Origin of the sequence: Streptomyces sp. NPDC096339 (assembly GCF_044762985.1) — a bacterium.
Taxonomy (GTDB): Bacteria; Actinomycetota; Actinomycetes; order Streptomycetales; family Streptomycetaceae; genus Streptomyces.
The window spans coordinates 30,509-52,787 of record NZ_JBIWFI010000051.1 but is presented as its reverse complement, the minus strand read 5'-3'; the positions used below and the strand labels follow the sequence as shown (position 1 = coordinate 52,787).

Sequence of the window (22,279 nt, the reverse complement as noted above, 5' to 3'; positions counted from 1 at the left end):
ACAGTGGCTCCACACCTACAATCACCACCGCGGACACACCGCGCTCGCAGGCAAACCACCCGCCAGCCGCGTCACCAACCTCACTGGGCAATACAGCTAGGCCCGCCCTCGGCCGGGGGGTGCTCAGCCGCAGCCGCCCCCACCGCAGCAGCCGCCGCCCCCGCCTCCGCCGCGCATCGCGGGGGCGGGGGCGCTGCTGGTTCCGCCGACGGCCACGGCGGAGAGCAGCTTGACGGTGTCGGCGTGCCCCGCGGGGCAGTCGGCGGGGGCGGACGACTCGGCCATGGGCCGGCTGACCTCAAAGGTGTCGTCACAGGTGCGGCAGCGGAATTCGTATCGAGGCATGCGCACAGGTTAGGCGGTGTCCGGGTCGGTCAGGAGCGTGCGGAGCGCACGACCTGCTGCTGCTCCCGGGCGGCCTGCTCGGGGTGACGGGCGCGCCAGTACGGATTGTCGTGCGGCAGGGCGCTGCCCACCCGCCCGTACATCCCGAACCACATCAGCATCACGCCGACGACGAAGCTGAACAGCACGTTCTGGATCTCGAAGGCGAGGAAGTTGAATCCGGTGTCGAGCAGGGCCAGATTGACGAAGCCGCTCAGGATGAACGCCACCCCGAGCACGATGTTGAGGGTGGAGGCGAAGGTTCCGCCGATCACCATCCCGACGAACAGCAGCCCGCCGATGCAGATCGACAGGACGCTCAGCGCGCCGTTGGTGTTCAGGGCGAGCACGGTGTCGCCGCCCGTGTCGAAGAACCCGATCTCGTCGATGAGCCCCAGGATCCCGAAGACGACCAGCAGCAGCCCGGTCAGACCGGCGCCGACCCGGTAGACCTTGCTGAGCTTGTGGTCGGCGGGCAGGTGCTCGTCGAGCTTGGCGTTGACGGGGTGCAGGGCGCGTTGCACCCAGTGGTGGGAGACCGGTGGGGTGCTGGGCGCGTAGGGCTCGTGGGGCACGTACGGTGCGTAGTTCTCATGAGGCTCCGTACACCCGTAGAGCGCGTGGGCCACATAGGCCTCGTGGGACCCGCGAACCCCGTGAACCCCTTGTGGGTCTCGGACCTCACGGACGTTCTCGTCGGGAACGGGTACCCGCCGCCCCCGGAACACATGACGCCGATGAGACGAGTGGAAAGCGTGGGCAGCCATACCGCCCTCCTCTACTCCGTTCCCGGCAACCCGGGCACCTCCAGCATCCGCCGCCGCGCACCTCCGGACAAATCCGTACCAACGGATCATTCGGCTCGCACCTGGGGGCACCTCCCCCAGTGGCGGCTCACCCGTGGGCGGCTCACCCGGCAGCCGCGCGCCCGTGGGCGGCTCACCCGTGGGCGGTTCACCCAGTGGCGGCTCACCCGCCGGCCGCGCGCCCGTCCCGGATGTCCGCCACCACCCGGCCCACAGCGACCCGGACCTCCTCCATCTCCTGAAGGAAGTGCCAGTAGTCGGGATGCCTCCCTTCCAGCCCGGCCAGCGCCCGCTCCACCCGCGCCACCGACTGGTCCAGCGGCCCCGCGTGCCGCGGATCGGGCACGCTGCGGCCCGCCATCGCCAGGCGCTGCGCGTCGCGGATCGCGAAGCGGGTCCGGTCCACCTCCGCCTGCGGATCCCGCGCCACGGCCTCCAGCCGCGCCAGCCGGTCCTGAGCCGCCGACACCGCCTCGTCCGTCGAGTCCAGGGAGGTACGAACCGCTTCGATCAGCGCCGACACATCGGCCCAGCGCTGCTCGTCCCGCGCCCGGCCGGCCTCGAAAAGCCGGTCCTCCGCCTCCGCGACGTCCCGTACGGCCTGGTCCGGCACGTGCTGGAGGTCCTGCCAGCACGCGGCCGAGAACCTCCGCCGCAGCTCGCTCAGCACCGGATCCACCCGGTCCGCCCGGTTGCGCAACGCCTGGGCGCGCGTGCGCAGGCTCACCAGCCGCCGGTCGATCTCCGCGGCCCGCTCCGGGAGCCGCGCCGCCTCGGCCCGTATCGCCTCCGCGTCCCGCAGGATCCGGTCCGCGCGCTGCACCGTCTCCTGCACCCCGTGCAGAGCCGCGCCCTGGTTCAGCTTGGTCAGCTCCGGCCCCAGCGCGGCCAGCCGCGCCGCCAGGTCGTCCGCCCGCATCCCCTTGGACCGTACGGAGTCCAGCGCGTCACTGGCCGCCAGCAGCGCGGCCTTCGCCCGCTCCCGGGCCGGCGCGACCCGCGCCAGCTGCGTCTCCGCCTTGTCCAGCAGCGGCTGCAGCCCCTGCGCGAACCGGTCCAGCTCCCCCTTGACCCGTACCAGCTCGTCCCGGGCCCGCGTCAGCTGCTCCCGGGCCCGCGCGGCGACCGAGGCCTCCAGTTCGGCCCGGTCCAGGTCGTGCGCGTCGACCGCCTCGATGTACACGTGGCTGACCTGGTCGATCCGCTGCCCGAGCGCGGCGAACCCCTCGCTCGCCTGCCGCGCGGCGGGCGACCCGTCCGCCGCCGCGATCGTCTCGATGGAGATCCGCAGATCCCGCTGCGCGGTGTCCAGCTCGTAGAACGCGGCCGCGGCGGCATCCCTGGCCGCCTGCGCGTCCGCCCGCCGACTCTCGTCCCGTCCGCCGAACCACCGCCGGGATGCCGTCGTCACAATCCCTCTCCCGTACGCGTCCGCGCCAGCCCTGCCCCGGTCCATTCTCCCCCACGGGAACGGGTTTGCGTGGGGGGTGCGCACGGCATGTAGGCTGTCCACTCATCCACGGGTGCGTAGCTCAGGGGTAGAGCGCTGCTCTTACAAAGCAGATGTCGGCGGTTCGAAACCGTCCGCGCCCACCAGTGCAGAGGCCCCCAACCGATCTTGGTTGGGGGCCTTTGACGGCTATAAGTGACGGCAGTCCCTCACTCGCTCGGCCGCCGACGGCGCAGCATCCGGTCCATGTGCCCCATCGCCTCGCGCCGGCCGCCGTCGGCCACGTGGGTGTAGATGTTCATCGTGACGGCGATCTGCGAGTGCCCCAGGATCTCCATCACCACCCGAGGTGCCACCCCGGCCGCGAACAGCAGCGTGGCGCACCCGTGGCGTGCATCGTGCAGCCGGATCCGCGGCAGGCCGGCGTCCTGCCCGATCCGCTCGAAGGACCGGCTGATGTTGCGCGGCTCGATCGGCCGACCGGTGCGGGTGGTGAACACGTAGTCGCTCTCCTCCCACTCCTTGTCCTTGGCCGCGGCCTGCAACGCGACCTGCCTCATGCGCTGCCAGCGCAGGGGCGCCACGCACATCCGGGGGAGGGGGGATCACCCGGCTCCGCCGGTTCTTGGTGAAGTCCGCGTACAGCTCCTTCTGTACGCGCTGGATCTGGTTCCGTACGGTGAGGGTCCGGCGGTCGAGGTCGATGTCGGAGAGCGCAGCCCGAGAATCTCGCCCCGGCGCAGCCCCAGGGCCACGGCCAGCACGAATACCGCGTACAGCGGGTCGCGCCGACTGGCCGCCAGGAACGTGAGCGTCTCGTCGAGATCCCACGGCTTCAACTCGCGCTGCACCACCCGCGGCGCCAGCACGAGCATCACCACGTTCCGGCTGATCAGCTCCTCGCGGTTCGCCGCGGTGAGCACGCTGCGCAGCACGCGGTGCGACTCTTTCGCCGTCGCGGCGGAAGCCTGCGCGGTCACGGCGGCCAGCATCCGCCGCACGTCCGGCACCCCGAGAGTCTCCAGACGCTTGGAGCCCAGATTCGGGATGAGGTACAGCCGGACGTGCGTCTCGTACTTGGCGTACGTCGTCTTCTTACGGTCCTGCCTGACGAACGTCTCCAGCCAGTACGGCAGCCACTCGGAGAGCTTGGCCGATCGGGTGGGCGTCGGGATGCCCTGACGGTCGCGCAGCACGAGTTCCTGCCGCTTTGCGTCGCACTCCGCCCACGTTTTGCCGTACACGGTTTTCCGGGCGCGAGTGCCGTCGGGCTGCGGGACGTAGACGCGTGCCTCGTAACGCCCGTCGCTGCGCTGCCAGATGCTGCCAGCTCCGTTCGGATTCCTCTTACGTGCCATCAGGCGGCTTCCTCCACCTTGGCTTCCAGGTAGGCGCGAACGCCGTCTGCGGGGATCCGGCGGGAGTGGCCCTCGGTGAAGCTGCGGAGGGCGCGGGAGCGGATCAGGTTGTAGACGGTGAAGCGGCTGAGCCGCAGGGCGGCCATGACCTCGGGGACGGTCAGTGCCTGGTGCGTAGTGGGCAGGAGGAACTCACGGTGGCCTCCGTGGTGGTCAGTGCGTGTGTCCGAGGTCATGCTCAGCAGCCTGGAGACGGCTCGCAGGCGGGTAACAGCTGTGCAGAACCCGCATAGGCACCCGTGTGACGCGGCCATGCCAGAGAGTCGCAAGGCGGCCACCCGCCAGCAACCTGCCGGCACGCCCGCAGTGGGCGGCGCACGTCCCGTGACGTGATCGTCTGATTCCACCACCATGTGCTACAAGGGCCGCTAAGCTTCGATCACCGCAGGAAAACAGCTAGGAGTTGGCGTGCCTAATTGGGTGAATCTGGATGCCCTAATCCCTCGCGAAGACTTTGAAGCGATTGATTCCGGGGGCCTCACTCAACCATCCGCAATCTCGAGTACGCTACGCGTGACGGACCTACTGCCGGATAGTATTGGCTATAGCGTTTTGCGGAAACCGGATTTTCAGCGCGAAACGGCAAACTGGACACCGGAAAAGGTGGCGGCGCTTGTTCAGAGCTTCCTGGAAGGCGACCTCATCCCTTCTATCATTCTCTGGCGTTCACCAAAAAGTGGCAGCGTTTTCGTGATCGACGGCGCCCACCGGCTGAGTGCGCTCATGTCCTGGGCGCATGATGACTACGGCGATCGTCTCGCCTCCCGGCAGTTTTTCAATAACGTAATCCCTGAAGGTCAGCGGAAAGCCGCGGAGGTAACTCGACGCCTGATTCAAGAGAATGTGGGTTCGTTCAGTGACCTAAGTCTTGCTCTCAAGAATCCGCGTGCAGTCCCGGAAGATAAGTTGCTCCTGGCCCGGAATCTGAGCGTCTTCTCTCTCCACCTTCAATGGGTGAACGGGGAAGCCGAAAAGGCGGAGAGCTCGTTCTTCCGGATCAATCAGCAGGCGACGCCAATCGACCCCACAGAACTCGACATGATCAAGGCGCGGCGCAAGCCAAACGCCCTTTCTGCGCGTGCTTTCATTCGAGCTGGCACGGGGCACAAGTACTGGTCATCATTCGACGAGGCCACGCAGTCGCAGATCGAGACCATCGCGAAGGAGGTGTACGACCTCATCTTCCAACCCAACGTCGACCTGGCTATCAAATCTGCTGATCTTCCCGTTGCGGGGAGCAGGTACTCGGCAGACAGCGTGAAGATGGTGTTTGAACTCGTCAACTTCACCAACGGCATGCAGCCTGAGATGTGGCGCGATGAGACGGAGACCCGTCGCCGCAAGAAGGCTGGAGAAGAGGCGGCGCCTCTCAGTGACGATCCCGACGGCACGGCCACGATTCAGTTCATGCGGGTCGTGAAAAGGGCATCCGAGCGAATCGCTGGCAATACTCCTGGATCGCTAGGCCTGCATCCTGCGGTGTACTTCTACAGTTTTACCGGACGCTTTCAGCCTGCGGCCTTCTTGGCTGCAGTGGCCTTCGTTCAGGATCTCGCCGAAAAGCGCCGCCTCTTGAAGTTCTCGGAAAAGCGGCAGGAGTTCGAAGAGTTCCTAGTCAAGCACAAGTATTTTTTGAATCAAATCGTACGACGGTATGGCAGTCTGCAACGCTCCGTTCCGCCGATTCAAAAGCTGTATACGGTCCTTTTTGAGGGCCTAATGGACGGAAAGTCGGACGACGAGATCGTTTCCGTGCTTCAGGACGCAACAAATCGCCTCCCTGTTAAGCTCGTCGATACGGATGACCATGAGCATGGGCGTGATTTTTCGACGAAGACGGCTAACGCGGTCTACCTGGAATCGGTGCTGCAGACCGCTCCGAGGTGTGGTATCTGTGGGGCACGCCTGCATATGAAGTCAACAACCGTGGACCATAAGATTCGGAAAGAAGACGGAGGTACGGGAGCCCCAGCAAACGGGCAGTTGACACACCCATACTGCAACTCTGGATACAAAGAACATCTCCATTCCGTCAAGGTGAAATCTTGACTGCGCCGCTTTGGCCGCTACTGCCATTCGCGATCTGTGACGGCAGCGGCCAAAGCGGAATCCAGGAACCTGGCCTTGCAATGCGATGGAGTGGTCAGCTCGGGCCGTCAGAACGCTGGCGCGGGCACCATGGCCTCGCATGACGTGCAGCGGGGACTCCAGCGGCCCTGGGCTATCCATGGAATTCGCTAAGCCGATCTTCGCGACAAGGGCCTCTGAATCGTAGGTACTTCACATTCCGTACCGCCGTCGGAGCCGTGTGTCAGGGGGCGCATCTCTGACGGCAGCCGTTGACGGCAACGGCTGCGCACGCTGGTGGTTTGCGGCTGATCACGAGGCGGGGGCTTGGAAGGCGGTCAAGCGGGCGGTCTGAGGTCGTCTCCTTGGCCGGGCGAGCTTACAAGGCAGATGTCGGCGGTTCGAAACCGTCCGCGCCCACCAGTACGAAGGCCCCGCACCGATCAAGGTCCGGGGCCTTCGGCGTCTGCGGCTGACACCGACCGGCACGATCAGGGGCGGTCGTGCCGAGTCCCGGGCGGCCGGTTCAGCGGACCGCCGGTCGCGCGCCCGTGGTCGCGGCTTGACGTCGTCAGGGCTGCTGCTGGTCCTTCTTCCGCCAGGGCCCCGGGACCCGGGAGAAGACCGCCGCCAGGGGCCTGCGGAAGATCGCTCCCAGGGCTGTCAGGGCGGCGACGAAGGCCGCGAGGCCGATGATCCAATTCCGGGCCGACTTGATGCGATAGGCCCAGGTGGAGCGTGCGTTCAGGGTGATGTCGATGGGGGGAGAGGTGCGCGCGAGGAGGACGTCGGAGTCGCCCCGATAGGTCTCGATCACCAACTTGAGGGTGTGGGTGCCGGGCTTGCGCGGCGTGAGGTTCCATCGCCACTCCACCTCGTCACCGGGCGCGGCGATCGTGCCGCCGGGAGAACCGAGCAGCTCGATCTCCACGTCCTTTCCGGCCTCGGAGAGGTACGCCTTCTCGACGCCGTCCACGCGCAAGGCGCGCCTGGCCACCACTGTGCCGGGCGCCGACTCGTGCGATGTGCCGCCGCCGGTCGCCATGAGCCGCGCAGGGAACTCCAGGGTGTCGTCCACGTCGACGGATTTCGGAGGTTGATAGTAGAGGACCCCATCGAAGAGGGATCTACGGTCCTCGGTGACTTCCTTCTGGAAGATGACCTGGTCGCCGTCGCTGCTGGGGGCGGTCGGGAGTTTCCCGGCGTTGGGCGAGTCATGAGACAGCGTGAGCCAGGCGAACAGCCCGATCACCCCAGCGGTCGCAAGCAGGATCCACAGCCATTTCCGTTGTGTTCCGGCCACCAGCCGACCATATCGCCAGATTCCGTTGGAATTCGCACCTCTGCTCACAGGCGTGGCGACCGCGGCGAACAATTCGGCTGGAACTCACGAATAGAAGCCCGACCAGTACTCGTCGGGTGTCTTGGCGAACGCCCCGGGCTGTTCCTGCCGGAGCTCTTCATACCGCGCGTGGAAGGCCAGGAGCGCATCTTTGAGGGGACAGCCGAGGTGCTCTCGGATGGCCTTGATGCCAGGGAGGATGCGACCGGCGAGGATCTCCCCGTCGGCGACGGTCACGGGGGGCTGGGCGTTCTCGTTCATGTCGGGAACTTCGCACAGAGTGCCGGCGGGGCGCCGCCGAGATTCGGGGTTGCGGTTCCGCGGGCCGAAGGCCGCCTGTCGCCGGTGCTTCCGTCCGCCCTGCTCGCGCCTTCACGGTGGCGTTCCTCGGCGGGATCGCGTCTACGCCTGACATCGACTCGCCGGTTGGGCTACACCACGAGAGGGAGCGCGACCGCGTGTTGCGGAGGCATACCGATGCCGCTCTGGTGTGATTTCAAGCCAAGCCGCAGGTTGAACGCTTACGCCCTGTAGTGGCGTTCGAGAAGGTAGCAGCCGTTGGGATCGCATACCTGGTGGGAGGACCTGCCCAAGGTCAAGTGGCCCGACCTTCCGCCGAGCGTCACCACGCGCGGAATCTGGTACCAGCAGAACATGCACAACGCCCGATGGAAGGGCGAGCTGCTGGATCTGGCGATCCTGGTACTGGCCGCGGGGGTGCCCTTCGCCGTCGCGATCAAGGCCGACAACTGGATCGTCGCGCTTCTGGGCTCCCTTACGTCCCTGCTCACCGGGACGCGCCATGTCTTCGACCCGCAGGGAGACTGGATCGCCTTCAGTCGGGCGAACCTGCAGATCGAAACCGAGGTGGTCCGCTACAGGCAGGCCTTGGACGAGTACAGCGACCCGGTTGCCGCTCCGGGGATTCTCGCCACGCGAGTCGAAAGAATCGCTGCGGAGGAGACGGCCACCTGGGCTCAGCGTCTCCCCGGCCCCGCCACCCCGGGCGCGAACCGCTAGCGACGGCGCGGGCCGCGCCGGCTTCTGCGCCGCGACCGTCCGCGCCCACCGGTACGAAGGCCCCCCGCCGGTTTCGGCGGGGGGCCTTTCGTGTCAGGCGTTGGGGCGCTTGCCGTGGTTGGCCTTCTTCTTCTTGCGGGCGCGCTTCTTGTTACCTCGCTTGGCCATACGGGACATCTCCCTGCATTCGGGGATCTTTCATGGCCCCGTCAGTCTAGGTTCCGGGGCGCTTGAACTCCACAGGGCCGGCGTTCATCTGGATGGTTCCATCCGGGTGGAGGACCGGCCGGCGTTCGGTCATGCGGCCGCTGTACGCCTCGATGTGGCGGATCGCCGCGCCCTCCGGGCCCGTGAAGTCGACGAGGGCTATCGCCACCCAGTAGCGGGTCTTGGTGTTCTCGTAGAGCGGGACCGTCACCGTGGAGCCGCGGCCGTCGGTGACGATCACGTGGGCGCCGAAGCTGCGGAAGGAGCCGAAGCCGTTGCTGAGGGCCGAGTACGCGCAGAGCAGGACGTAGCCCTGTTGCTCCGGGCGGGTGATGTGGAGGGTTTCGCGGCCGGGCTTGCGGGCGTCGCCGTCCAGCTTGATGAACGGCGGCTCGTGCAGTGAGCCGAGCTTCTTGTAGTAGACGGCCTTGGAGTTCTTGGCGGTGGTCGGGCCGGTCTTGACCAGGGTGCCGGGTTCCGCCGTGCCGCGCTGGGCGTCGGAGGCGGGCACGAACAGGGCGTAGAGGTCCAGGTCGGCGCCGCGTTGGCGGCGCTGGTCGCTGCCGCCGTCCCACTCCAGGGTGGCGGTGACCACCAGTTCGCGGTCCTGCTTGTCCAGGCTGATGGAGGCCCGGCCGCCCTTGTCCAGGCTGATCTTGCCGAGGGGATAGGGCCTGGGAGCGTTCGGTGTCGGTGTCGGTGTCGGTGCGGGGGCCGGCATGGGTGCGGGGGCTGGTGCGGGTGTGGGTGTGGGTGTGGGGGGCTGGGCCTGGGTGGGGGGCTCGGAAGCCACCGTTACGCCGAAGTCCGTGGCCAGACCCGCCAGGCCGTCCGCGTAGCCCTGGCCGATGGCGCGGAGCTTCCAGCCGGGGCCCCGGCGGTAGATCTCCACCAGGAGGACGGCCCGCTCGCCGTCGGTGAGGGGTGGAACGTGGAACTCCACCGGCTCCGGGCCGGCCTGCGCGGCCCGCACCCGTACGTCGCTCACCTCGCGGAAGGTGCGGGCGGCGTCGTCCGGGTCGCAGCTCGCGATCAGGACCACCCGGTCCACGTCTGCGGGCAGCGCGGACGGGTCCACCTCGACGCGTTCGGGCGCGGAGGCGTCGGCCGCGAGGTGGCGGACCGCCCCGGACTCGGCGGACGGCTGGTTGTAGAAGACCAGGTCGTCGTCCGACCGGACCCTGCCGTCCGCCGTCACGAGGAGGGCGCTGAGGTCCACGGGAGCGCCCGTGCAGTGCAGGGAAGCGGTGACCCGATCCGCGGTGATCGGTGTGTTTCCGCCTTTTTCGAGCACCGTCATGTCCGTGCACCCCCGTACGTCGCGATCGATGCGGTCACTTTGTCACAGGGCTCCGGCCCCTTGGCGGCGTCCAGGGCCCGTGGGATCGTCGGGGGATGGGCGAGTGGCTGGCGTGGGGTGGGGCTGCCGGGGTCGTCGCGGTGGTGCTGGTGGTGCTGGAGCGGGTCCGGGGGACGGGCTTCGAGCGGCGGCGGGAGGAGGAGCGGGCGCGGCTGCTCGCAGGGCTCGTCGATACGGGGCCGGCGGGCGTTCCCGGCGCCGCCGCACCCGAGGTACGGCCCGGGGCGCCGAAGTTCGAGGACGTGGGCGCCGTACGGCCTCCCCCCGGGCAGCCCGGGCCCGAGGAACGGCGCGACGAGTTCACGCCGCTGCTCGTCGAGTACTACGCGTACGGACTGACGCAGGCCCGGAGCAGCTTCGCGACCAGCCAGCGGTTCGCCGCGGTGGGCGCGCTGATCCTGCTCTTCGGGGTGGGGTCGGCGGTGTGGAAGGCCGAGAGCACCGGGGACCTGTACCTCGGGATCGTGACCGGCTCCGTGGGACTGGTCGTGACCCTGATCGGGCAGCTGTTCCACCGCCGGGCCGACATCGCGCTCCGGCACATGACCGACCAGACCGCCTCGCTGCGCGACGACCGGCGGGCCGCCGAAACCATGCGGCAGGCCATCGGGCTGCTCGACTCGGTCGAGGACCGGCAACTGCGGGCACGGATACAGGCCGGGCTCATCATGAAGCTGTCCGGCGCGGAACTGCCCCCGGCATAGTGGAGGTATGTGCCGCTCCATTAAGACCCTGCGCCCGCCCGCCATCCCCGAGAAGGCCACCGAGGAGGAGATCCGCGCCGCCGCCCTGCAATACGTACGGAAGGTGTCCGGATTCAGAGCCCCCGCCGCGCACAACCACGAGGTCTTCGAGGCTGCCGTGGACGCCGTCGCCGAGGCCACGGCGGCGCTGCTCGACGGCCTCCAGGTACGGGGGCAGGTGTCCGCCGCCGCCTCGGCGTGAGCCCGGGGGCGAGCTCTCCCGGTGGCCGGCATGCTTGCAGCCGACAGGGCGTGTCGCCCATGGAAGGGCACGAGGAGCGCCGGCTCCCTCACTCCTCGACTCGCCACTGGTCGGGGGCAGTCGCGAGCCCTTCCGCTTCATGGAAGCCACCATCCCCGGCGCAGAACGCCAGCGCCGTCAGGTGGCCGGCCGGTAAAATACGCGCCCTCGGAAGCGTTGCAGGAGGGGCGAGGGGGAACGGTGGCACACGGGGGGTATCAGGGATGGGGGCCGGGGAACGGCCCGCCGCAGGGCGGCGGCCCGAATCCATACGGCCCGCCGCCACCCAGTGCACACCCGTACCCGTATCCGTATCCACACCCGTACCCGCCGCAGCCCGTCCCGCGGCGTCGTTTCGGCTGCGCACTCTTCTTCGTCTCGCCGCTCATACCGGTGATCCGTTCCGCCCGCCGCCGCGCCGAGGCGATCTTCAACCAGCCGGGCGGCGGCCGCATCGTGGATCCGCTGGTGACGCAGGTACAACTGGGGCGCGCGATCGCCGGAGCAGTCGCCAGCTTCCTCCTGATCTACACCTACGGCGCGGACGGCGGCTGGAGCGGGGTACTCAACGACGGCGTCGTGAAGGTGATCCTTGCCCCGCTGCTGCTCATCCTCACCGGACCGCTGATCGTCCTCGGCTTCATCCGCTACGCGCCCGCCACGCAGCGGCACTTGCTCCGCTCCCGGCTGCACGCGCCGCTCAAGGCCGTGGCCTGGTACATCGGGATCCTGGTGGGCGTCGGGCTCGTCCTGGCCGGCAGCGCCGTGGTGCTGAAGCAGAACTACGGCACGATCGTGAACGGCCTCGTGGCACTTGGGCTGCTACTCGCCCTCCTCTGGCTGCTGCCGTTCCTCCTCTTCTCCTCCGCCTACGCCGCCCGTTATGCCTTCAACACGTGCAACGTGCACGCTGCTCTCCCGGCCGTGCTCACCGTCGTACTCGTCTGGGAGCTGATGCTGTGCAGCGTCGCGCTCGAAGGCGGAATGCCGCCTGGGCCACCGTTCGCACAGTGGTGCGCGGTCCTCGGCGGCCCGGTGTCCGTGACCGCGGTGGCCCTGTGGGAGCTACGCCGCATGCGCACCCGCCACGGCGTTCGCATCCGGCACTGAGGTAGGGGGTCGGGCCGCTCCACGAGCAGGGTGCGCGGCGACCGAACCCCGTCTCGTACTCGGCTGACCTCGCAGACGGCACCCGTCCCACCCCCGCTGACCACCAGGAGAGCAACATCAGGCGGCCGCCGCCGGGACGGCGTCCTGTGCCAGGGGGACCACCGCGAGCGGACAACCGGTGCGGAGCAGCACCCCGCTGGTGACCGAGCTCAGGTGACGGGAGCGCGGGCGCTTGCGGTGGCGGCCGATGACGAGCAGGTCGGCGGCCCGGGAGGCGGCCACCAGCCGGCCGGCCGCGTCGTCCGGCGCCACCACCAGCTCCACGTCCACCCCGGGGAAGCGCTCCCTGTACGGATGCAGCTGCGCCGGGGCGGGGCGCGGACGCGCCACCACCACACGCAGGCGGGCCCCGCGCCGTGCCGCCTCGCGGAAGGCGAAGGCGGTGGTGCCGGGGTCAGGGGCGGCGCCGTTGACGCCGAGCACGACCAGACCGTACGGGTCCCGCGCCGTCGGCGCCGTCCGCGGCGGGTCGGCGCGCGGTACGACGACCACGGGGCAGGCGGCGCGGCTCGCGCAGGCCAGGCCGTTCGAGCCGAGCAGCAGGCTCGCGAGGCCGCCGCGGCCCCGCGACCCGAGGACCATCATGCGGGCGCCCTCACCGAGGCCCGGGAGCACGAGGTCGGGGGCGCCGGGGTGGGAGGCGTACGTGACCGGGGGCAGGCCGGAGCGCCCCTCCAGGGCCGCGCGGACCCGGATGAGGGCGGGGTCGTCGCCGACCCCGTCATCGGAGGACGGCCCGCCCAGGGAGAAACCGATCGCGCTCGCGTAGAGGCGTGCGTGCACGATGCGCAGGGGCGCGCCGGCCAGGAGGGCCTGGGAAACGGCCCACTCCAGCGCCCGGTTGCCGTTCGCGGAACCGTCGACGGCGGCGATCACGGGGCGCTGGTCTTCCATGGCGGGCTCCTCGCAGAGGCGGAAGTGCTGGTGGCTTCAGCCTTGCGGAGGCGCGTGCGGGGCGGGAGTGGGGAAGGTCCCGAGCAGGGCGGGACCAACGGCCACCTTAGCGACGGGGGTGTGGTGCGGTGTGTGGTGCGGTGCTGTGTGGTGCGGTGTTGCGGGGAGGTCAGGCGGCAGCCGAGCGGCGGCGCAGCAGCCACACACCGGCGCCGATCGCCCCGGCGGCGAGCGCTCCGCCCGCGGCGATCTGACCCGTGCTCATGGAAGCGATGCTGCCGCCCGTACCACCGCGGGCGGCGCCCGAGATGACCTGGAGCGGGATGGTGACCTGCTCCCCGCGCGCGTTGCCGCACTCGAAGAGGACCCGATGGGTGCCGGTGGAGGCGTTGCGGGAGACGGTGGCGTTGGCGAAGAGGTTGGTGGCCTGCAGGTTGCCCGGCGTCAGCAGTACTTCGCCGAAGGCCGTGGAGGAGGCCCGGCCGGTCTTGGTTCCGCAGCCCTCGAGGTTGAGGGCCACCCGGCCGCCGGGGGCGACGGTGCTGGGGGAGACGGTGGCGGAGGGGAAGGCGTAGGCGAGCGTGGCCGGGGTGACGGCGGCGACGGCGAGGACCGCGGCGACGACGGTCATGGTGCGGGTGCGGGTGCGGGTGCGGGTGCCGTGCCGGCTGCCGGGCGGTTGGGCGGAGGGCTTGGCGTGCGGTGGTGTGGCCTGCGGCGGCGTGGCGTGCATGGAGAGAACTCCTCGGGCTCCTCGAAACGGCGCGGCCATGGCACGGATGTGACGCGGATTCGGTTGCGCACCGTGCTTCGGACGCTAGGAGCCCGGCCCGGGCACGGCGCGCGGGGCCGGGTGAACGGGTGAGCGGTTGCTCCGCCCGGGGGAGCCGCTCCGCCGCACGGCGCCGCCCACGGAATTCCCCTCAAGGCTGCGGGCCGCGCGGCGCGCTCCCGGCAAGGGGTGGTGTGGGCGGCCGTGGAGCGGTCGCTACGTGGCCGGGGTGGGGTGGGGGCGGCGGAGGAGGAACGCGGCCAGGGCGCCCGCTGCGAAGAGGGCCACCAGGGAGAGGGCGGTGCCGAGCCATTGCGTGCCCAGCCACTGGGTGCCGAAGTAGCCGAGGGCCACGCTGTAGCCGGCCCAGGCCATGCCGGCCAGGACCGACCAGGGGAGGAAGTCCTTCACCTCGCGGTGGGTCTTGCCCGCGCCCAGTGACACCACCGAGCGCCCCGCCGGGGCGAAGCGGGCGATCACGACGAGGGCGCCGCCGCCGCGGGCCAGGGCCGTGCCAAGGCGTTCATGGGCACGGGTCAGCCGGCGGGAGCGGGCGATGGCCCGGTCCAGCCGGGCCCCGCCGCGGCGGGCCAGCCGGAACGCCGCCATGTCACCCAGCACCGACGCGGTCGTGGCGATCACGAGCAGGGCGAGGATGTCAGGAACCTGCGTGGTCACCGGTACGGGACCCGCCGCCCCGGCGGCCGCTGCCGCAGCCGCCGCGGTGATCACCAGAACCCCGCTCGGCAGCACCGGAAGGAAGACGTCGAGCACGACGGACACGGCCACCACGGCGTAGATCCATGGGCTCGCGGTCAGCGACCCCAGAGTCTCAAACAAAGCGGGACTCCCCAGTCCGGTTGACGTGCTGCGGCATGAAGCGCCGCGACGTCGCGGGGGAGCGGCAGGAGCGGCTGACAGCCATACAGCGTACGCCCGGAGGCCACCTCTTGAACCCCCGGGGCCGCCCCTGACCTCAGGTGTGTCAGCCGTATCGCCCGTTACACGGCTTCCGTCAGCTCCCGGTCCAGCAGGGTTTCGAGCTCGGCGCCGCTCCTGCCCTTCTTGCGCGCCTGGTGCAGTTGAAGCCGCGCCGTCCGGCCGGACAGGGCCAGGGTCATCAGCTGGTTCCCGAACCAGGGACCGGCCGTGCGCCGCCAGCTGAGCGGCGGGCGGCCCGTGCGCCCGTGGCGGGTGAAGCCCCGGCCCAGCCACCGTCCCGTCCGCGACCAGCCCAGCCGGAAGCCCCATTTCACGGCGGTATGGATGGAGTTGTGCACGGGCGAGCACGTCAGCTGGAACACCCGCGCCGTGCTGGGTATTCGAGGTTCGGCGACATACGCGTGGTGCACGTCCCCGGACAGGACCGCCACCGTCGCCGGCGCGCGCGGCCCCGTCGCCACCTCCTCGATCAGATCCGTCAGCATCGCGAACGAGGCCGGGAACGCCGCCCAGTGCTCCAGATCGCTGCGCCGCCGCAGGTTCTCCCCGATCCGCGCCCACCGCGGCCCGCGATCCCCCCGGCACACCGCGGCGTTCCACGTCTCGGCGTCGTGGATCAGCGGCGGCATCAGCCACGGCAGCGAGGACCCGATGAGGAGGTGGTCGTAACCGCCGTGCCCGGCCAGGGCGTTCTCCCGCAGCCATTCCCGCTCCGCCGGATCGAGCATGGCCCGCCCGTCCTCGGCCAGCACCCGGGCGGCACGGGTGTCCACCATGAGCAGCCTGGTCCGGCCGAAGTCGCGCCGGTAGCTCCAGCGCACCGTGCCCGGATCGGCGTCGGCCGCCGACGCGAAGGCCCGCAGCACATCGGTGCCGTCAGGGGTCTGCCGTACCGCCGCGTAGAGCGCGTCGGCCTCCAGCTCGGCGGGCGAGAGATTGCCCAGGTGCTGGTACACCCAGTACGACATCAGCCCGCTGAGCACCCGCTCCTGCCACCACGGCGTCGCCCGCATCTCCGCCAGCCAGGCCGCGCTCGTGTTCCAGTCGTCGATGACGTCGTGGTCGTCGAATATGTGCAGGCTCGGCACGGTCGACAGCAGCCAGCGGATCTCCGGATCGAGCCAGGACTCGTAGTAGAGCCGCGTGTACTCCTCGTAGTCCGCGACCTGCGCGCCCGGCGCCTCCCGCAGATCCCGCCGGGCGGCCAGCCACTTCCGGGTCTCCGCCGACAGCGCGTCCGCGTACACCTGGTCGCCGAGCAGCAGCAGGACGTCCGGGCGCACAGCCTCCGGGTCGGCGGCGAGCCGCGCCGCGAGGGTGTCGAGGGCATCCGGGCCGTGCCGCCCGTGCCGTCCGGCAGGCGGCGCGGCCTGGCGGCAGGAGCCGAAGGTCACGCGCACCCCGGGGGAGGGCCGGCCGGCGCCCGGGCCGGCCACAGCCGGAGTGCCGATCGTGCTCGCCGGGAAGCGGCTGTCGGGCAGCGGCCACACCCGCACCCCGTCGAGCAGCACCTCATAGGGCGTCACCGACCCCGGGCTCAGGCCCGTCACCGGCACGAGCGCATAGTGATGACCGGCTATCTGGAAGGTGCGCGCGCTGCCGCCCGCCCCGTCCCCGCACCGCACTTCGGCCGTGCACGGGCGGTCCGCCTCGACCCATACGGTCGCCGACCGGCCCGTGTCCCAGTCGACGTGGCGCAGCAGTGGCCCCAGACGCAATCCGGCCATGCAACTCCCCCTCCTCCATATCCCCTTGGATCACGTTACGACGGGGAGGGGGAGCCGCGCCTCCCCCTGGCGGGGGAGAGGCGGAGTGAGGGACGGGAGAAGGGTCAGCAGCCGTCCAGGACGTTCACCAGCGCCGTCTTCTCCGCGGAGTCCATGCTCAGGCCCCAGTACTGCTTCACGTGGACCCACATCCGCGCGTACGTACAGCGGTAGGCGGTCCGCGAGGGCAGCCACTCGGCCGGGTCGAGGTCGCCCTTGGCCTGGTTGACGTTGTCCGTGACCGCGATGAGCTGCGGGCGGGTGAGGTCGTTGGCGAACTGCTGGCGCTTGCTCGTGGTCCAGGAACTGGCGCCGGAGCGCCAGGCCTCGGAGAGCGCCACGACGTGGTCGATGTCGAGGTCGGCGGCGGCGGTCCAGGTGGCGCCGTCGTACTCGGAGTACCAGCTGCCGCTCACCGAGGCGCAGGAGGAGTCCGTGACGACGCCCACGCCGTCGCGCTTGAGGACGGTCTCGCGGGTGTTGCAGGTGCCGGAGACGGTGCTCCAGTGCGGGAAGAGGTCACGGCTGTAGCCGGCGCCGGACCCTTCCGCCTGCGGGGTGACCGTCGCCAGGTAGGCGCGGGCGGCGGCCGCGCTGATGGGGGTGGGCGGGGCGGCCTGGGCGGCGGGGGCGCCGACGAGGGAGGTGAGCGCGGCGAGCGCCGCGGCCGAGGCGAGCACGCCGAGTCGACGCGCGTAGACGTTGGGTATGAGTGCCATGAGGGGCTCCCTGGGTGGGGGGTGTGGTCGTGCGGCGCCCCGGCGGGGCGCGGCCATGCTGTCGGCGCCGGGTTTCGCATGGATGGGCGCCAGGTGACAGCCTGGCGACATGTGCACGTCACATCAAGTCGTGCAAGGCCCTTGTTTCAAGCGGAAGTTGAGATTCCGGGGTGGCGTGGGGGGAGGGAGAGGCGGGTGGGGTCGGCGGGTTCGGGACCAAAGACCCATTCCGGGCGCGGGCGGGCGTCGCGTACTCTGTTCGGAGCAGAAGGGGAGTAGCTCTTCGCCGGACCGTCGACATACTGCTGGGTCATCCCAGCCGGCGCCCGGAGGCAGGCCACCGCAGGTGGCCCGCCAGCGAGACCTTCGGCCGCAGTGTCCTGTCCATGCGGAAGCGCGTTCGTGCGCGCGTACGCAAACCAGGGCGCCGCCGAGCCGAAGCGACCCCTGACACACCCCAGGTCTCTCGGTACCGATGGCGTCCTGCCCGACCGATTGAGGTTCCGCCTCCGTGTTCAGCTTCACCGTCATGGCGATCGCCTTCGGCGTCGTCTTCCTTGCCGAGCTCCCCGACAAGACGGCTCTCGCCGGCCTGATGCTCGGCACCCGCTACCGCGCCTCGTACGTCTTCGCGGGCGTGGCCGCCGCCTTCGCCGTGCACGTCGCGCTGGCCATCGCCGCGGGCAGCGTGCTGACCCTGCTCCCGCACCGGCTCGTCCAGGCGGTCGTGGGCGTCCTCTTCCTGGCGGGCGCGGCGATGCTGCTCCTGAAGAAGAGCGACGGGGAGGAGGAGGTCAAGGCGCCCGCCGACCAGTCCTTCTGGAAGGTCTCAGGGGCCGGGTTCATGCTGATCCTGGTGGCCGAGTTCGGGGATCTGACGCAGATCATGACCGCCAACCTCGCCGCGCGGTACGACAACCCCGTGTCGGTGGGCCTCGGCGCCGTACTCGCCCTGTGGGCGGTCGCGGGCATCGGCATCCTGGGCGGGCGCACGCTGATGAAGTACGTGCCGTTGCGGCTGATCACCAAGGTGGCGGCGGCCGTGATGGGGGCGCTGGCGGTGTTCTCGCTGTACGAGGCGATCACGGCCTGACCCCGTTCGCCTCGCGGCGGGCCGCACGCCTCGCGGCGGGCCGGGCGACACGGGCGGGCCGGACCCCGGCTCTGGCCTGCGGCCCCGGCTCTGGCCTGCGGCCCCGGCTCTGGCCTGCGGCCCCGGCTCTGGCCTGCGGCCCCGGCTCTGGCCTGCGGCCCCGACTCTGGCCTGCGGCCCCGACTCCTGCCAGCGCCCTCGGCCTGCGGCCCCGACTCCTGGTCTCCTGCCCGGGCCCTTGGCCCCCCACCCAGGCCCCTGGTATGCGGCCCCGGCCCCGGCCTCCGGCCCCTGCCACCGGCCTCCGGCGGCGGTCGTCGTCCTCCAGGCTGCGGCGCCGGGGGGTGTGGGGCGCGGAGTGGTGTGGCTCCTGTCGCCACGTGGTGTGTGGGGTGGTTGGGGGTGGAGGGGCGGGGTGCGATCGGGGGGAATGGCGGGGGCGGGGGTCCCCTCTTCACGTTCACATGTTCTCCGTTTCTGCTTCACCAATCCGTGTGCTCCAGAGCGCTACGCCCCGTGGATTGTCATGCCCGCGGCCGTGGTGGGTGGCCGAATTCCGGCCACGTACGGCTTGTGGGGAAGGGGGGCGGCCCGGTGTCTCGGCCACGCTTTCTGTTCGTTTCATGGGTGGACGTCGCACGGCGTCAGGCCTCGGGGGGCAATTCCGGCCAGGGCGGCAGTGCGGGTGACGCACCCGATGCCGTGACCTGGCGCCTGGTCGGCGCCAACAACCACGAGCTCGGCCGCAGCCCTCGCGTACACAGCAGCCTCACGGCCTGCGGTGCCTCCGTCGAGCGGCTGAGGGCCGGGGCCGGGGCCGAGCGGCTGACCGCCCTCGTGGCGATGGCCCCCGGGACTCCCGGGAGCGCCGCCGCCAACGGCATCGGCGCCTGGACCTGGCAGCTCACGCTGGACGACACCTGCGTCGCCGTCGCCGTACGCACCTTCCGCCGCCAGCGCGAATGCCGCCACAGCCTCCAGCTCTTCCTGGCCGCCGTCACCGAGGCCCAGGTCGCCTCCGGAGTCAGCTACACCCGCCGCCTGCGCGGTCTGCGCCTGCCCGGCGTCGGGGACGCGCCCGGCCTCGCCGTACGCGGGGGTGGCCTGCTGTGACCACCGCGACGACCACCACCACCGTTGTCGACGTCCTGCCCGACCCGGGCACCAAGCCCCGGCCCCTCGCCAGGGGCGGCGACCCCGCCGACCGGATCTTCCGGGGCTCCGCCCGCGGCGCGGGTGCCGTCGTACTGGTCATCATGACCCTGGTCGGCGTCTTCCTCGGCGGCCGCGCCCTGCAGGCCCTGCGCGACGCCGGCCCGGCCTTCCTGACCACCTCGGCCTGGGAGCCGGACTCCCACAACTTCGGCATCGCCGCGGTCCTCACCGGCACCGTCCTGATCGGCACCGTCGCGATCTCCTTCGCCATCCCCCTCGCCGCCGGCACCGCGCTCTACATCACCGAGTACGCGCCGCGCCGCCTCAAGCAGACCCTGATCAGCCTCGTCGACCTGATGGCCGCGGTGCCCAGCGTGGTCTACGGCCTCTGGGGGCTGTTCCTGTTCCAGCCGAACGTCGTGGGCCTGTCCCGCTGGCTCACCACCTACTTCGGCTGGTTCCCGCTCTTCGCCGTCGACGGGGACAACCCCACCGACCCGCTCAACCCGACCACCTTCTACACCTCCTCCACCTTCATCGCCGGCATGGTCGTCGCGCTGATGGTCACTCCGATCGCCTGCTCGGTGATGCGGGAGGCCTTCGCCCAGGCCCCGCCGGGCGAACGCGAGGGCGCCTTCGCCCTCGGCGCCACGCAGTGGGGCGTCATCCGCTCCGTCGTCCTGCCCTTCGGCCGGGGCGGCATCATCGGCGGCACCATGCTCGGCCTCGGCCGCGCGCTGGGGGAGACCATCGCCGTCTACCTGATCATCTCGCCGGTGTTCGAGGTGCAGTGGCACGTCCTCCAGAACGGAGCCAACTCCGTGTCCGCCCTCATCGCCCTGCGCTACGGATCCGCCAGCGCGTTCGGCATGTCCGCCCTGATGGCCGCCGGCCTCGCCCTCTTCCTCATGACCCTGGTCGTCAACTTCATCGCGTCCTCCGTCGTCGCCCGCAGCCGCTCCGGAGCGGGGGCCGACGCATGACCGTCACCACGACCAAGGCCGTGCCCCCGACCGCCGACGCTCCTCGTACCGTCTGTCCCGAGGTGATCCACGACGGGCCCGGGGTGCCGCCCGAGTACCGCCGCAACACCTCCACCCTGCACACCAGGGACGTCCTCGCCCTGGTCGGCGCCCTGGCCGCCGCGCTCGCGCTGACCTCGCTGATCTTCGGGCGGGTGCTGCCCTTCAACGCCCCGCTGGGCTTCACCGTCGTCCTCTACCTCGCCTTCATGGCGCTGTACGCCGTACTCGTCTCCCTCGACGAGAACGGCGCCGCCATCCGCGCCCGCATCGCCCAGGTGCAGGTGCACGCCATCGCCGGGCTGCTGCTGGCCGCCCTCCTGCTCGTCGTCGGCTACGCCCTCGTGCGCGGCTGGGAGGCGCTCGCCAACCTCAACTTCTTCACCGAGGACATGTCCGCCGCCGGCCCGCTGAGCCCGCTCACCGAGGGCGGGGCGCTGCACGCGATCACCGGCACCCTGGAACAGATCGCCATCGCCCTGGTGATCACCGTGCCGCTTGGGCTGGCCTGCGCTGTGTTCCTCAACGAAGTCCCCGGCCGCTACGCGCGATTCGTGCGCACCATCGTCGAAGCGATGACCGCGCTGCCGTCGATCGTGGCGGGCCTGTTCATCTATGCCACGTGGATCCTGGCCCTCGGCCACGACAAGTCCGGCTTCGCGGCCGCCCTCGCGCTGTCCGTGATGATGCTGCCGATCGTCATCCGCGCCTCCGACGTGGTGATCCGGCTGGTGCCGGGCTCCCTCAAGGAGGCCTCGTACGCCCTGGGCGCCGGCCAGTGGCGCACCGTGTGGACGGTGGTGCTGCCCACCGCCCGCTCCGGTCTGACCACCGCCGTGATCCTGGGCACCGCGCGCGGCATCGGCGAGACCTCACCGGTGCTGCTGACCTCGGGCATCGCGGCCGGGCTGAACGCGAACCCCTTCGAGGGGCCGCAGATGTCGCTGCCGCTCGCCACCTTCAACCTGGTCGGCTACCCCGACAAGACGATGATCGCCCGCGGGTTCGGGTGCGCGGCCCTGCTGATGGGGCTGGTGCTGCTGCTGTTCGTGCTGGCCCGCGTCATCGGCGGCCGGGCCCCAGGCCGGCTCAGCCGGAGCCAGCAGCACCGCCGCGTCCTCGCCTCGCGCCGCGACGCGGAGCGGATGGCCGGTCGCGCGGAGCGTTCGGAGTGGTCGGAGCGTACGGAGCGTTCGGAGCGCGAGCAGGGGGAGCCGGGCGGGCCGGACGCGCCGGCCGCGGCGGACGCACCGGCGCCGCAGGCCGCGCCGCCCGCCACGGATCCGCCCGCGGTGCGGCGGCCGGGGGCGGATCCGGGGCCCGGAGCCCCGGGGCCCGTGCCCGGTTCCGCACCCGTGCCTGATTCCGCACCCGTGCCTGATTCCGCATCCGCGCCTGATTCCGCATCCGGTCCCGATTCCACCGAGGGAGCCGGTCCCGCCCACGGTTCCGTTTCCGCGGCCGGTTCCGCGCAGGGGCCGGGCCCCGAGCCCGGTTCCGCGGAGCGGCAGGGTGCCGGGCCCCGCTCCGGCCCCGCGGCCCGTCCCGAGGAGGGGCCGGGAGCCGGGCCAGGGGCCGACGAGCGGTGGCCCGAGCCGCCGCCCTGGAACTAGCGGGCCCCGGCCCCCCTGGGGCGCTCCGCCCATGCCGCCCCATACCGCCCCGCACCGCCCGCGCCCCGAGCGCTCGGCCCCGTACGCCGACGAAC

At 70.7% G+C, this 22,279-nt stretch carries 22 protein-coding genes, 1 tRNA gene and 1 pseudogene; 10 read left to right on the top strand and 14 right to left on the bottom strand.

Annotated elements, in window-relative coordinates; translation table 11 throughout:
• Positions 1 to 123: 123 nt before the first annotated feature.
• From ACIQ5Y_RS37290 to ACIQ5Y_RS37280, 3 genes are all read right to left on the bottom strand, one after another.
• A complete protein-coding gene (locus tag ACIQ5Y_RS37290; RefSeq protein ID WP_376659775.1) occupies positions 124 to 345 on the bottom strand; it encodes a zinc ribbon domain-containing protein in 222 nt (73 codons plus the stop codon).
• 29 nt (positions 346 to 374) lie between these two features.
• On the bottom strand, positions 375 to 908 hold the full coding sequence (locus ACIQ5Y_RS37285) for a DUF4383 domain-containing protein (RefSeq protein WP_403891128.1): 534 nt from the start codon (positions 906 to 908) through the stop codon (positions 375 to 377).
• 445 nt (positions 909 to 1,353) lie between these two features.
• Complete coding sequence (locus ACIQ5Y_RS37280) at positions 1,354 to 2,646, bottom strand: hypothetical protein (protein WP_403891116.1); 1,293 nt, start codon at positions 2,644 to 2,646, stop codon at positions 1,354 to 1,356.
• 65 nt (positions 2,647 to 2,711) lie between these two features.
• On the opposite strand from ACIQ5Y_RS37280, the gene ACIQ5Y_RS37275 reads away from it, so the two are divergent.
• Positions 2,712 to 2,786: transfer RNA gene (locus ACIQ5Y_RS37275), tRNA-Val, on the top strand.
• A 63-nt stretch (positions 2,787 to 2,849) separates the two neighbouring features.
• On the opposite strand, the pseudogene xerC reads toward ACIQ5Y_RS37275, so the two are convergent.
• Positions 2,850 to 3,998: pseudogene (gene xerC, locus ACIQ5Y_RS37270) on the bottom strand (tyrosine recombinase XerC).
• Complete coding sequence (locus ACIQ5Y_RS37265; protein ID WP_403891113.1) at positions 3,998 to 4,234, bottom strand: helix-turn-helix domain-containing protein; 237 nt, start codon at positions 4,232 to 4,234, stop codon at positions 3,998 to 4,000. Before ACIQ5Y_RS37265 ends, xerC begins: the two are co-directional and overlap by 1 nt.
• Before the next feature lie 337 nt (positions 4,235 to 4,571).
• Between ACIQ5Y_RS37265 and ACIQ5Y_RS37260 the strand changes: the two genes are divergently transcribed.
• On the top strand, positions 4,572 to 6,107 hold the full coding sequence (locus tag ACIQ5Y_RS37260; RefSeq protein WP_403891109.1) for a DUF262 domain-containing protein: 1,536 nt from the start codon (positions 4,572 to 4,574) through the stop codon (positions 6,105 to 6,107).
• A 589-nt stretch (positions 6,108 to 6,696) separates the two neighbouring features.
• On the opposite strand, the gene ACIQ5Y_RS37255 is transcribed toward ACIQ5Y_RS37260, so the two are convergent.
• The gene (locus ACIQ5Y_RS37255; RefSeq protein WP_403891106.1) at positions 6,697 to 7,428 is read right to left on the bottom strand and encodes a hypothetical protein; all 732 of its coding nucleotides are present in this window, start codon (positions 7,426 to 7,428) and stop codon (positions 6,697 to 6,699) included.
• Between the two features lie 84 nt (positions 7,429 to 7,512).
• Complete coding sequence (locus tag ACIQ5Y_RS37250) at positions 7,513 to 7,728, bottom strand: hypothetical protein (protein ID WP_403891103.1); 216 nt, start codon at positions 7,726 to 7,728, stop codon at positions 7,513 to 7,515.
• A 297-nt stretch (positions 7,729 to 8,025) separates the two neighbouring features.
• Between ACIQ5Y_RS37250 and ACIQ5Y_RS37245 the strand changes: the two genes are divergently transcribed.
• Positions 8,026 to 8,487: a DUF4231 domain-containing protein gene (locus tag ACIQ5Y_RS37245; protein WP_403891100.1), complete on the top strand. Its 462-nt coding sequence runs from the start codon at positions 8,026 to 8,028 to the stop codon at positions 8,485 to 8,487.
• A gap of 93 nt (positions 8,488 to 8,580) precedes the next feature.
• Here ACIQ5Y_RS37245 and ACIQ5Y_RS37240 read toward each other — a convergent pair whose 3' ends face one another.
• The gene (locus ACIQ5Y_RS37240; RefSeq protein ID WP_099895366.1) at positions 8,581 to 8,655 is read right to left on the bottom strand and encodes a 50S ribosomal protein bL37; all 75 of its coding nucleotides are present in this window, start codon (positions 8,653 to 8,655) and stop codon (positions 8,581 to 8,583) included.
• 46 nt (positions 8,656 to 8,701) lie between these two features.
• Positions 8,702 to 9,994 carry a TerD family protein gene (locus ACIQ5Y_RS37235; RefSeq protein ID WP_403891097.1) on the bottom strand — a complete coding sequence of 431 codons (1,293 nt, stop codon included), beginning with the start codon at positions 9,992 to 9,994 and terminating at the stop codon, positions 8,702 to 8,704.
• 95 nt (positions 9,995 to 10,089) lie between these two features.
• On the opposite strand from ACIQ5Y_RS37235, the gene ACIQ5Y_RS37230 reads away from it, so the two are divergent.
• The 3 genes from ACIQ5Y_RS37230 to ACIQ5Y_RS37220 all read left to right on the top strand — a co-directional run bounded on the left by ACIQ5Y_RS37230 (position 10,090) and on the right by ACIQ5Y_RS37220 (position 12,148).
• Positions 10,090 to 10,758 (top strand): hypothetical protein, encoded by a 669-nt coding sequence (locus ACIQ5Y_RS37230; RefSeq protein ID WP_403891094.1) that lies wholly within the window; start codon positions 10,090 to 10,092, stop codon positions 10,756 to 10,758.
• A 7-nt stretch (positions 10,759 to 10,765) separates the two neighbouring features.
• Positions 10,766 to 10,999, top strand: coding sequence for a DUF2277 domain-containing protein (locus tag ACIQ5Y_RS37225; RefSeq protein WP_403891091.1), 234 nt, complete (start codon positions 10,766 to 10,768; stop codon positions 10,997 to 10,999).
• Positions 11,000 to 11,431: 432 nt separating this feature from the next.
• Complete coding sequence (locus tag ACIQ5Y_RS37220) at positions 11,432 to 12,148, top strand: hypothetical protein (RefSeq protein WP_403891088.1); 717 nt, start codon at positions 11,432 to 11,434, stop codon at positions 12,146 to 12,148.
• A gap of 117 nt (positions 12,149 to 12,265) precedes the next feature.
• On the opposite strand, the gene ACIQ5Y_RS37215 is transcribed toward ACIQ5Y_RS37220, so the two are convergent.
• The 5 genes from ACIQ5Y_RS37215 to ACIQ5Y_RS37195 form a co-directional block, all read right to left on the bottom strand.
• Entirely contained in the window at positions 12,266 to 13,102 is an 837-nt protein-coding gene (locus tag ACIQ5Y_RS37215) for a universal stress protein (RefSeq protein ID WP_403891085.1), read from the bottom strand.
• Between the two features lie 169 nt (positions 13,103 to 13,271).
• Positions 13,272 to 13,835: a hypothetical protein gene (locus ACIQ5Y_RS37210; protein ID WP_403891082.1), complete on the bottom strand. Its 564-nt coding sequence runs from the start codon at positions 13,833 to 13,835 to the stop codon at positions 13,272 to 13,274.
• A gap of 255 nt (positions 13,836 to 14,090) precedes the next feature.
• A complete protein-coding gene (locus tag ACIQ5Y_RS37205) occupies positions 14,091 to 14,714 on the bottom strand; it encodes a DedA family protein (protein WP_403891079.1) in 624 nt (207 codons plus the stop codon).
• 161 nt (positions 14,715 to 14,875) lie between these two features.
• Entirely contained in the window at positions 14,876 to 16,543 is a 1,668-nt protein-coding gene (locus ACIQ5Y_RS37200) for an alkaline phosphatase D family protein (RefSeq protein ID WP_403891076.1), read from the bottom strand.
• 104 nt (positions 16,544 to 16,647) lie between these two features.
• Positions 16,648 to 17,292 carry an HNH endonuclease family protein gene (locus ACIQ5Y_RS37195; RefSeq protein ID WP_403891125.1) on the bottom strand — a complete coding sequence of 215 codons (645 nt, stop codon included), beginning with the start codon at positions 17,290 to 17,292 and terminating at the stop codon, positions 16,648 to 16,650.
• Positions 17,293 to 17,812: 520 nt separating this feature from the next.
• Here ACIQ5Y_RS37195 and ACIQ5Y_RS37190 point away from each other — a divergent pair.
• From ACIQ5Y_RS37190 to pstA, 4 genes are all read left to right on the top strand, one after another.
• Positions 17,813 to 18,394, top strand: a complete 582-nt coding sequence (locus ACIQ5Y_RS37190; RefSeq protein WP_403891074.1) for a TMEM165/GDT1 family protein — start codon at positions 17,813 to 17,815, stop codon at positions 18,392 to 18,394.
• Positions 18,395 to 19,021: 627 nt separating this feature from the next.
• Positions 19,022 to 19,507 (top strand): hypothetical protein, encoded by a 486-nt coding sequence (locus ACIQ5Y_RS37185; protein WP_403891071.1) that lies wholly within the window; start codon positions 19,022 to 19,024, stop codon positions 19,505 to 19,507.
• Positions 19,504 to 20,532 (top strand): phosphate ABC transporter permease subunit PstC, encoded by a 1,029-nt coding sequence (gene pstC, locus ACIQ5Y_RS37180; RefSeq protein WP_403891068.1) that lies wholly within the window; start codon positions 19,504 to 19,506, stop codon positions 20,530 to 20,532. Before ACIQ5Y_RS37185 ends, pstC begins: the two co-directional genes overlap by 4 nt.
• Positions 20,529 to 22,184, top strand: coding sequence for a phosphate ABC transporter permease PstA (pstA, locus tag ACIQ5Y_RS37175; protein ID WP_403891065.1), 1,656 nt, complete (start codon positions 20,529 to 20,531; stop codon positions 22,182 to 22,184). The genes pstC and pstA overlap by 4 nt, the downstream gene beginning before the upstream one ends.
• Positions 22,185 to 22,279: the final 95 nt, after the last annotated feature.